The organism is Mycobacterium simiae, from assembly GCF_008370645.1.
Lineage (GTDB): Bacteria > Actinomycetota > Actinomycetes > Mycobacteriales > Mycobacteriaceae > Mycobacterium > Mycobacterium simiae_A.
Genome location: NZ_VTZN01000199.1, coordinates 1 through 8,309, shown reverse-complemented (window position 1 = coordinate 8,309; position 8,309 = coordinate 1). Strand labels below are relative to the sequence as shown.

Genomic DNA, 8,309 nt, shown 5'->3' with positions numbered 1-8,309 from the left:
CCAGCAGCGGCACGGTGACGTTCGAAGGCCACAACGTGCACGCCGAATACGCCTCGCTGCGCAGCAGGATCGGCATGGTGCCGCAAGACGACGTGGTGCACGGTCAGCTGACCGTCAAGCAAGCCTTGATGTATGCCGCCGAACTGCGACTGCCGCCGGATACCACTAAGGACGACCGCGAGCAAGTAGTTGCCAGGGTGCTCGAGGAACTCGAGATGTCCAAGCACCTTGAGACGCGGGTCGACAAACTGTCGGGTGGTCAGCGTAAGCGGGCTTCGGTGGCGCTGGAGCTGCTGACGGGACCCTCGTTGTTGATCCTCGATGAACCGACGTCAGGTCTGGACCCTGCTCTGGACCGCCAGGTCATGACCATGCTGCGGCAACTGGCCGACGCCGGCCGGGTGGTGCTGGTGGTCACTCACTCGCTGACCTACCTCGACGTCTGCGATCAAGTGCTGCTGCTGGCGCCCGGCGGCAAGACGGCGTTCTGCGGGCCGCCCAGCCAGATCGGCCCGGCCATGGGCACTACCAACTGGGCTGACATCTTCAGTACGGTCGCCGACGACCCGGACGGCGCCCAATCGCGGTACTTGGCGCGCACGGGCCCGCCTCCACCGGCGCCACCCGTGCAGCAACCCGCCGAGCTGGGCGATCCGGCCCACACCAGCCTGTTCCGGCAGTTCTCCACGATAGCCAGGCGTCAGATGCGATTGATCGTCTCCGATCGTGGCTACTTCATCTTCCTGGCGCTGTTGCCGTTCATCATGGGTTCGCTGTCGATGTCGGTACCTGGCGACGTCGGCTTCGGCTTCCCCAACCCAATGGGCAATGCGCCCAATGAGCCGGGGCAAATCTTGGTGTTGCTCAACGTCGGTGCCGTCTTCATGGGTACTGCGCTCACCATCCGCGACCTCATCGGCGAGCGGGCCATCTTCCGGCGCGAACAGGCTGTCGGTCTGTCCACCAGCGCGTACCTGTTGGCGAAGGTGTGCGTGTACACCGTATTTGCGGTCGTTCAGTCGGCGATCGTCGCGATCATCGTGCTCATCGGCAAGGGCGGCCCGACGCAAGGCGCCGTGGCGTTGGGTAAGCCTGGTCTGGAGCTATTCGCCGACGTGGCTTTGACCTGCGTCGCGTCCGCGATGCTTGGGCTGGCGTTGTCGGCTATCGCTAAATCCAACGAACAAATCATGCCGTTGCTCGTGGTCGCGGTCATGTCGCAGCTGGTGTTCTCCGGCGGCATGATTCCGGTCACCGACCGTGTTGGGCTCGACCAGATGTCTTGGGCCACACCGGCGCGCTGGGGTTTTGCGGCCTCAGCCTCCACGGTCGACCTGATCAAACTAGTGCCCGGCCCGCTTACCCCCAAGGACCGGCACTGGCACCACACGCCGGGCGCCTGGTGGTTTGACGTGGGCATGCTGGTAGTGATCAGCATCTGCTACGTCGGCTTTGTGCGGTGGAAGATTCGCCTTCCGCGCGGCTAGGCGGCGCAGAAGGCATTGAACCCCACCCGATGTAGGCCGACACCGGCGGCGCGACCGGTGCCAGTTGCCTCGGACGGAAGAACAGCGAACCCGCCAGCAAAAAACAGCGCCGCGCTGGACGCGATGACCAGCACCGGCAGCCCGATCTCCCACGGATGGTGTCTGGGGCGCTTCGGGTAGCCCCCAGGTCCAGGTAGCGCGCCGCAGCAGGCGTGCAGATGCGGGTGGTGGGTTGTCGGCGATTCCACGATGGCCACCGCTGTCCTCGGGCTTCTCTACGTTGTCGATCGATACCGGTCGAATCGAGGCGCCGAGGCCAGTCTTGGCGGTTTCTCCGTAGTTCCTTGGCGCGCCCGAATGTCCGTCGCGGACACGGTGGTTCAACCCTGGCTTTCTGACCGGTGCAAGGTGAAACCTAATTGGGGTATCGCGAGGACGCCCGGCATCAGGGTCCATACAAAGGATCGTCCATCACGCCGAAAGCCCTTTTTCTCGTAGAAGCGTCGGGCCCGAAAGTTTTTCTCAGCGCACCACACAACGACGTCATGTCCAGGCGCCGAGTTGAGCGCGTGGTCGAGCAGGAGCCCGCCGATACCCCGACGATCCTTTCCCGCAGCGACATAGAGCGAGTCGATTTCGAGGTGGTCAGAATGCTCCGGCTCCGGTCCGAAGATGCTCATGCCGAGGATCTGGTCCCCGGACTCGGCAAGCCACATAGCCCACCCGGCCCTACATAGCCTGCGGGGGTATTCCTCATCGATCCACTTCTGCCAGTCGAACAGGTCCAACATCTGAGGCGTCATGATTCCCCGGTAGGACAGGCGCCAACTCGGGTAGTGCATCTTCGCAACATTCTCGTAGTCCGCCGGCCCGGCCTGCCGGATCAAGACACCATCGGGCATCTCCGTCACACCTGCTCCCGCCAAGCCTCGATTCCGTGGTCCCACCGTGTGTCACGGGTAGGGGGAGAGTAGCGCAGACAACGTCCGGGGCGTTCTGGTAGGCGACGACGCCCGGAGTCTTCTCATGTGGATATGTGCCACCGTTGGGCGGTGCACGGCGGGATCTCCGGCGTTCAGTGCCGACGACTCGGCCCGGTTCCATGCGGTCGGCCGATAGTCGGACTCGACGCTGTCAGACGCGGTGCGCCGCAACGCCGACCACTCATCTAACCGTCTGGCCTACGCCGAGCATGCGGGGAGTTCGCTAACATAGCGTGACACTTATTGCACTGCAAGCTTTTTAGGCTGGACAGTTGGTCGGCATTGGCGTGGCCCTAGCTGATCGGATTGCGATGAGGAAGGCGATTTTGCCGGCATCCATGTGCTGTTCGTCGCTCTCGAGCGCTACGGCCCGTAGTTGTCGGTATGGGCGCACGTACCGACCGCAGGAGATCGCCGGTACCGCACGCGGTCGCGATGCTCGATCCGGTATTCGGCGAAAGAGTCTGTTATTAAACCGAACTCGCTGACTTTCGCACCATCAATCTGGCCGAACTCAATCCTCGTTTGGGAAAGGGAGCTTTCAAAGAATGTCCGAACGATTTATCATCGTCGACAAGCTACCTAGGTCATCTGGCGGAAAGATCGCCAAAGGCTAACTGCGCGAAGATATTTTCGCCAGGACAGAACGCTGGCGATGAACACTTCTGATGCCCGCCGAGCGGGTCCCGCTTGTTTCGCCATCCGGTGCCGCATGACGCACCGCAGAATCCATAACCATGTTACCGCAAGCTTGGCGACTGGGCCGTCGCTAATCTTGGTCTAGGTCGGCCTCCGAACAGTAGACGCCCAGCAGGTCGCGAGCCGAGACGATTCCGGCCGGGGTGCCGTCGCGCTCTACCAAAACGTGGCGGATGTAGTGCTCCATCATCCGGTTCGCCACTTCATCGACTGTGGCGTCAGCGTCGCACCACACCAGTTTTGTGCTGGCAACGTCGAGGGCTGGCATAGCGTTCGGGTCTTTTCCCGCGGCCACGACCCGAACAATGTCGCGCTCACTGACTAGCGCGGTGGGCCGTTCGTCGTCGCCAACGACGATTGCGCCGACGTTATCGGAGACCATCGCATTGGCGACGTCGGCGATAGTAGCGTCCGCGACAACACGCGCCACTGGGTCGCCGGTAACGGTGGATATAGGGAGCGATCCGGCAGAAGGAAGGGTATTCACGTCACCATGCTCACTCCACCCGTCTACGCTTTCTAGTGACTTGAGTCCTCAGTTCAGATGTCCTTAGTTACCGGTTCCGCGGCGGTCGCCTTCCCGGGTTGATAAGCACCTGCCGAGGCGGTTAAACGTTTGCAGCGAAGGAAGATTGCGGAGTCGGCGTGAGTTCGTTTGCCAAGCCCCGAGCAATCAATGAGTTACCGCACCGCACGCCGGCCTAGGTAACCCAGTCAGGTTGCTGGGTAACGTCGACGGCAGAGAAGTCTTTGTGGGCGAGGCCCGCGACTGTGCCGCCGTCGACCACGAATTCTGAGCCCGTGGAGTAGCTCGATTCGTCGCTGGCGAGATATACGACCAAGTTGGAAACCTCCTGGGGTTCGGCGGCGCGGCCGAGCGCAGTCTGAAACAGGTCCTCGGGCACCCACTGAGTCATCGGTGTCTTGACAAGTCCAGGGTGAATAGAGTTGACGCGAATTCCGTTGACTCCCAACTCTACTGCTGCCGACTTGGTGAGGCCTCGCACACCGAACTTGGTGGCGGTATAGCCGTGGGAGGCCATGGTGCCGGCCAGCCCTTCAATCGAGGAGATATTGATGATGGACCCGTGGCCGGCCGCTTTCATGGGTTTGACAACTGCGCGGATGCCCAGGAACACGCCGGTGAGGTTGACGTCGAGAATCCGATGCCATTCCGATAGCGCGTAGTCCTCGATGGTTCCGATGTTGAGGATGCCGGCGTTGTTCACCAGAATGTCAAGGCCGCCGAACTTACTCACGGCCGCCTCGACTGCGGCGTCCCATTGCTCCGGTTGGGTGACATCAAGGTGGACGTAGTGAGCCGCGTCGCCGATTTCGGCGGCCACGGCGAAACCCTCGTCGTCAAGGATGTCGCCGAGCACGACTTTCGCGCCTTCGGTCGCCAGTGCGCGCACGTGCGAGGCGCCCATTCCGCGGGCACCACCGCTAACGAGTGCGACTTTGCCGTTCAGCCGGTTTGGCATTGACGCTCCCGATCCCCGGTCGTAGGTGTAGTCATAGGTGTAATGGTCCAACTCTCATACTCCCACCGAGCGTTCCACGCTGGTGACCGCCGAGGGCCTGATGATGTACCTCACGGAAAGCGACGTTCGGCGTTTGCTTACGCGCCTTACCGACCGATCCGACTATGTAGAGTTAGTTTTGACCCAAAAGGAGTCACTGGCCGCCTACAAGAAGATCGGTGCGACGCCATTCGGCAGTGGGAACGTGTCCAACCGCTTCGAGTACCGAGTGGGTCGGCTAGCGTCATCCCCATGCAACTAACCGGCAGAAATGTCCTGCTCACCGGCGCCACCGGCGGCCTCGGACGAGCGATCGCCCTGGCGCTCGCCGATCGAGGCGCACGCCTGGTGCTCAGCTCTCGCAAACCCGCCGAGCTTGACCAGCTTGCGGCGTCGCTCCCGGGACGGAACCACCGAACAATCATCAGCGATCTCGCCGAACCGGGCGCTGCCCTCGCCGTGCTCGAACAGGCGGCGGACATCGACGTTCTGGTCGCCAACGCCGCGCTGCCGGCCTCGGGCCAACTAGACAGCTTCACAGCTGAGCAGGTGGACCGAGCGCTGCGAGTCAACCTCGAGGTGCCTGTGCAAATGACTCGAGAACTCATCCCGGTGTTCACCAGACGGGGATCGGGGCACTTCGTCTACGTCTCGTCGATATCCGGCAAGACGGCAACACCGCGCGCTTCGCTTTATGCAGCGACAAAGTTTGGCATCCGCGGCTTCGCGCTGTGTCTGCGCGATGACCTGCGGCCCGCTGGGGTCGGCGTTTCGGTGGTCAGTCCAGGCGCGATTAGCGGCGCCGGGATGTACGCCGACTCAGGAGCCCCGGCGCCCCCGCTGATCGGCACCGGCACGCCCGAACAGGTCGGAGCCGCCGTCGTCAGTGCCATCGAGCGAAATCGCGGCGAGGTCACCGTGGCCCCATTGCGGCAGCGGATGCTGGCTCGGCTCGCGGCCAACGCACCGGAAATGTTCTCGCAGCTAGCGGGTGGGATGGCAGCTAAGGCAGCCGAACAGGTGGCCGCCGGCCAGACCCACAAGCGGTAACAGAACTGGCATCCTGGCTTTGTGGGTCTGCTCATTCGGTTGGTGGAGTTGCTGCTGGTGATCGTGCCGGTCATCGGGGTGGTCTTCGCCGGCATCAAAGCGATCTCGTCGATGAGCAGGCGGCCAACCGTAGCGCCTAATGATCCGGTGCGGAACGATGGCCCAGCAGTCACAGCAGGGGAGTCTCGCGACGACACGCTCGGCAGCCGAGCGGCACAGTGGCGGGCGATCCGACGCGCGATCGACGCGCACGAGCGAACCGATGCACGATGGTTGGAGTACGAACTCGACGTCGGCAAGCTCCTCGACTTCCCACTCATAACCGATATGCGCGATCCGCTGACTATGGCCTTTCACAAGGCCAAACTGCGAGCCGATTTCCACAAGCCGCTGCGCGCCGAGGATCTACTCGACGACCGGGAAGCCCAGTGGCGCTATCTCGATGCGGTCGAAAGCTATGTGACCGCATTCACCGCCGCAGAATTGGAGGCTTTGCGCAGACGTACAAGCGACTTTTCCGGACCGGAACGGCAGCGCATCGCCCGCGCTCAAAGCCTGCTGCGGGTGGCGTCAGACACCGCGGCAACGCCGCAGGAGCGTGAGCACGCATATGGTTTGGCGCGCAACGAACTGGACGGCCTGATCGTATTGCCGGGTAACACCCGCGCCGGGATCGAACGTGGAATCGCCGGTGAGATCGCCGGATAGGACTTGGGCGCACCGAAGCGTGCTGCGGCGAGTGCCCTGGACCAGATTTCGTCGCCAGACCCGATCTGATAGGGGCTACCGCGCGGTTCGCGCAGCCACAGCGTCTCGCCCTTACCGATGGCGGCCCCGTCGGTTATTAACTGGCACGTGCGGCTGATCCCGCCGGATATTGGTTCCGCGTCCACTGCAGATCGCGGTATTTCACAGCGACCAACCACACCATACCGAGGTTTCGAATACTCGCTGACAAAAGCGCGGCACTCGTGGACCGGCCTACCGGGGCCGTCAACCCTGGCTGTCTTGCCGGCCCCTTATGCTGCGCTGATGGTCGAGACAACCACGTGCGCAATTATTGGCGGCGGTCCAGCCGGAATGGTCCTCGGGCTGCTGCTGGCTCGGGCAGGCGTCGAGGTCACCCTGCTGGAGAAGCACGGCGACTTCTTGCGGGATTTTCGTGGCGATACCGTGCATCCGACGACTCTGCGTCTCCTCGACGAGCTGGGATTGTGGGAGCGTTTCGCGGCGTTGCCGTTCAGCGAGGTCCGCAAGGCGACCTTCGATCTGGGTGGGCGTTCGGTGACTTATGTGGACTTCGGGCGCCTGCGGCAACCCCATCCCTATATCGCAATGGTGCCGCAATGGGACCTGCTGAACCTGCTCGCTGAGGCGGCTCAGGCCGAGCCGTCTTTCACTTTGCGCATGAAGACTGAGGCGACCGGTCTGCTGCGTGAGGGCGACCGCGTTGTCGGAGTGCGCTACCAGGGACCTGAGGGGCCCGGACAACTCAGAGCGGAGCTGACCGTGGCGTGCGATGGCCGTGGGTCGACAGCTCGTCACGAGGCCGGGCTAAAAGCACGCGAGTTCCCGGTGGCCTTCGACGTGTGGTGGTTCAAGCTTCCGCACGAGGACACCACTGAATTTTCGTTGCTGCCGCGGTTCGGGCCGGGCAAGGCCTTGGTGGTGATTCCCCGCAAAGGCTACTTCCAGATCGCATACCTCGGACCCAAGGGTGGAGACTCCCAATTGCGCGCGCGCGGCATCGAGGCATTCCGTGGCGATGTCAGGGCGTTACTTCCAGAGGCGGCCGAATCGGTGGCGGCGCTGACGTCCATGGATGACGTCAAGCACCTCGACGTCAGGGTGAATCGGCTAGGTCGTTGGCACACTGAGGGGTTGCTGTGCATCGGCGACGCCGCGCACGCGATGTCGCCACTGGCCGGCGTAGGAATTAACCTGGCCGTGCAGGATGCCGTCGCCGCTGCGACCATCTTGGCCGAGCCCCTGCGGCGACATCACATCACCGTTCGCGACCTCGCCGCCGTGCGCCGCCGCCGCATATTCCCCACCATGGTGACCCAAACAGTGCAACGGATAGTGCAACGATTGCTGGTCGGCCGGATACTTCGCGGTGCGGACCCTACGCCGCCGACGGCGCTAGCCGGTGTGCTGGAGAAACTGCCGTGGCTTTCGCTGGTGCCCGCCTATTTTGTGGGTGTTGGAGTTCGGCCCGAGCACGCGCCCGCGTTCGCACGCCGCGTACCCCATGGCAGCGATGGCTAAGCACGCGAATTGGGCAGCGTTTGCGAACGGGCATCCTGGGCGCGGCCGCCATCGCGTCTCGCGCGCTCGTCAATCCCTGGGCACCTCAATAGCTGCCCTTGGAACGCCCGGCAGCGTCGCTGCCCTGGGCCAAGGTGGCGGCCAACCACATCGCACCCGGACGCGACCTACCCGATTGGTGTTTGTCGGCCGACTCATGATGCCCCAGGCAGGGTCCCGCCCAGCTAGCCAGACGAGCCCAACTGCCGAATAGTGGCATGTCAACGCCGATCTCGGCGATGATGCACTCCGCAGCGCGT

At 63.2% G+C, this 8,309-nt stretch carries 9 protein-coding genes and 1 pseudogene; 5 read left to right on the top strand and 5 right to left on the bottom strand.

Annotation, left to right across the window (positions count from 1 at the left end):
* The coding region (locus tag F0Q45_RS22470; RefSeq protein ID WP_149656020.1) for an ABC transporter permease at window positions 1–1,487 on the top strand (1,487 nt) is incomplete at its 5' end.
* Here F0Q45_RS22470 and F0Q45_RS22465 read toward each other — a convergent pair.
* The 4 genes from F0Q45_RS22465 to F0Q45_RS22450 form a co-directional block, all read right to left on the bottom strand.
* Window positions 1,484–1,735, bottom strand: coding sequence for a hypothetical protein (locus F0Q45_RS22465; protein ID WP_149656019.1), 252 nt, complete (start codon window positions 1,733–1,735; stop codon window positions 1,484–1,486). The genes F0Q45_RS22470 and F0Q45_RS22465 overlap by 4 nt on opposite strands.
* Before the next feature lie 132 nt (window positions 1,736–1,867).
* Window positions 1,868–2,389, bottom strand: a complete 522-nt coding sequence (locus tag F0Q45_RS22460) for a GNAT family N-acetyltransferase (RefSeq protein WP_188113102.1) — start codon at window positions 2,387–2,389, stop codon at window positions 1,868–1,870.
* A gap of 850 nt (window positions 2,390–3,239) precedes the next feature.
* Window positions 3,240–3,656 carry a CBS domain-containing protein gene (locus F0Q45_RS22455; RefSeq protein ID WP_149656017.1) on the bottom strand — a complete coding sequence of 139 codons (417 nt, stop codon included), beginning with the start codon at window positions 3,654–3,656 and terminating at the stop codon, window positions 3,240–3,242.
* Between the two features lie 214 nt (window positions 3,657–3,870).
* Window positions 3,871–4,653, bottom strand: coding sequence for an SDR family oxidoreductase (locus tag F0Q45_RS22450; protein ID WP_149656016.1), 783 nt, complete (start codon window positions 4,651–4,653; stop codon window positions 3,871–3,873).
* Window positions 4,654–4,714: 61 nt separating this feature from the next.
* Here F0Q45_RS22450 and F0Q45_RS29600 point away from each other — a divergent pair.
* The 4 genes and pseudogenes from F0Q45_RS29600 to F0Q45_RS22430 form a co-directional block, all read left to right on the top strand.
* Window positions 4,715–4,810: pseudogene (locus F0Q45_RS29600) on the top strand (class I SAM-dependent methyltransferase); the annotation flags it as partial.
* Window positions 4,811–4,944: 134 nt separating this feature from the next.
* Window positions 4,945–5,742: an SDR family NAD(P)-dependent oxidoreductase gene (locus tag F0Q45_RS22440; protein WP_149656015.1), complete on the top strand. Its 798-nt coding sequence runs from the start codon at window positions 4,945–4,947 to the stop codon at window positions 5,740–5,742.
* Window positions 5,743–5,763: 21 nt separating this feature from the next.
* Complete coding sequence (locus tag F0Q45_RS22435; RefSeq protein ID WP_149656014.1) at window positions 5,764–6,450, top strand: hypothetical protein; 687 nt, start codon at window positions 5,764–5,766, stop codon at window positions 6,448–6,450.
* A 324-nt stretch (window positions 6,451–6,774) separates the two neighbouring features.
* A complete protein-coding gene (locus F0Q45_RS22430; protein ID WP_149656013.1) occupies window positions 6,775–8,010 on the top strand; it encodes an FAD-dependent oxidoreductase in 1,236 nt (411 codons plus the stop codon).
* Window positions 8,011–8,095: 85 nt separating this feature from the next.
* On the opposite strand, the gene F0Q45_RS22425 is transcribed toward F0Q45_RS22430, so the two are convergent.
* Window positions 8,096–8,309: transposase (locus tag F0Q45_RS22425; protein ID WP_149656012.1), on the bottom strand; the 214-nt coding region annotated here is incomplete at its 5' end.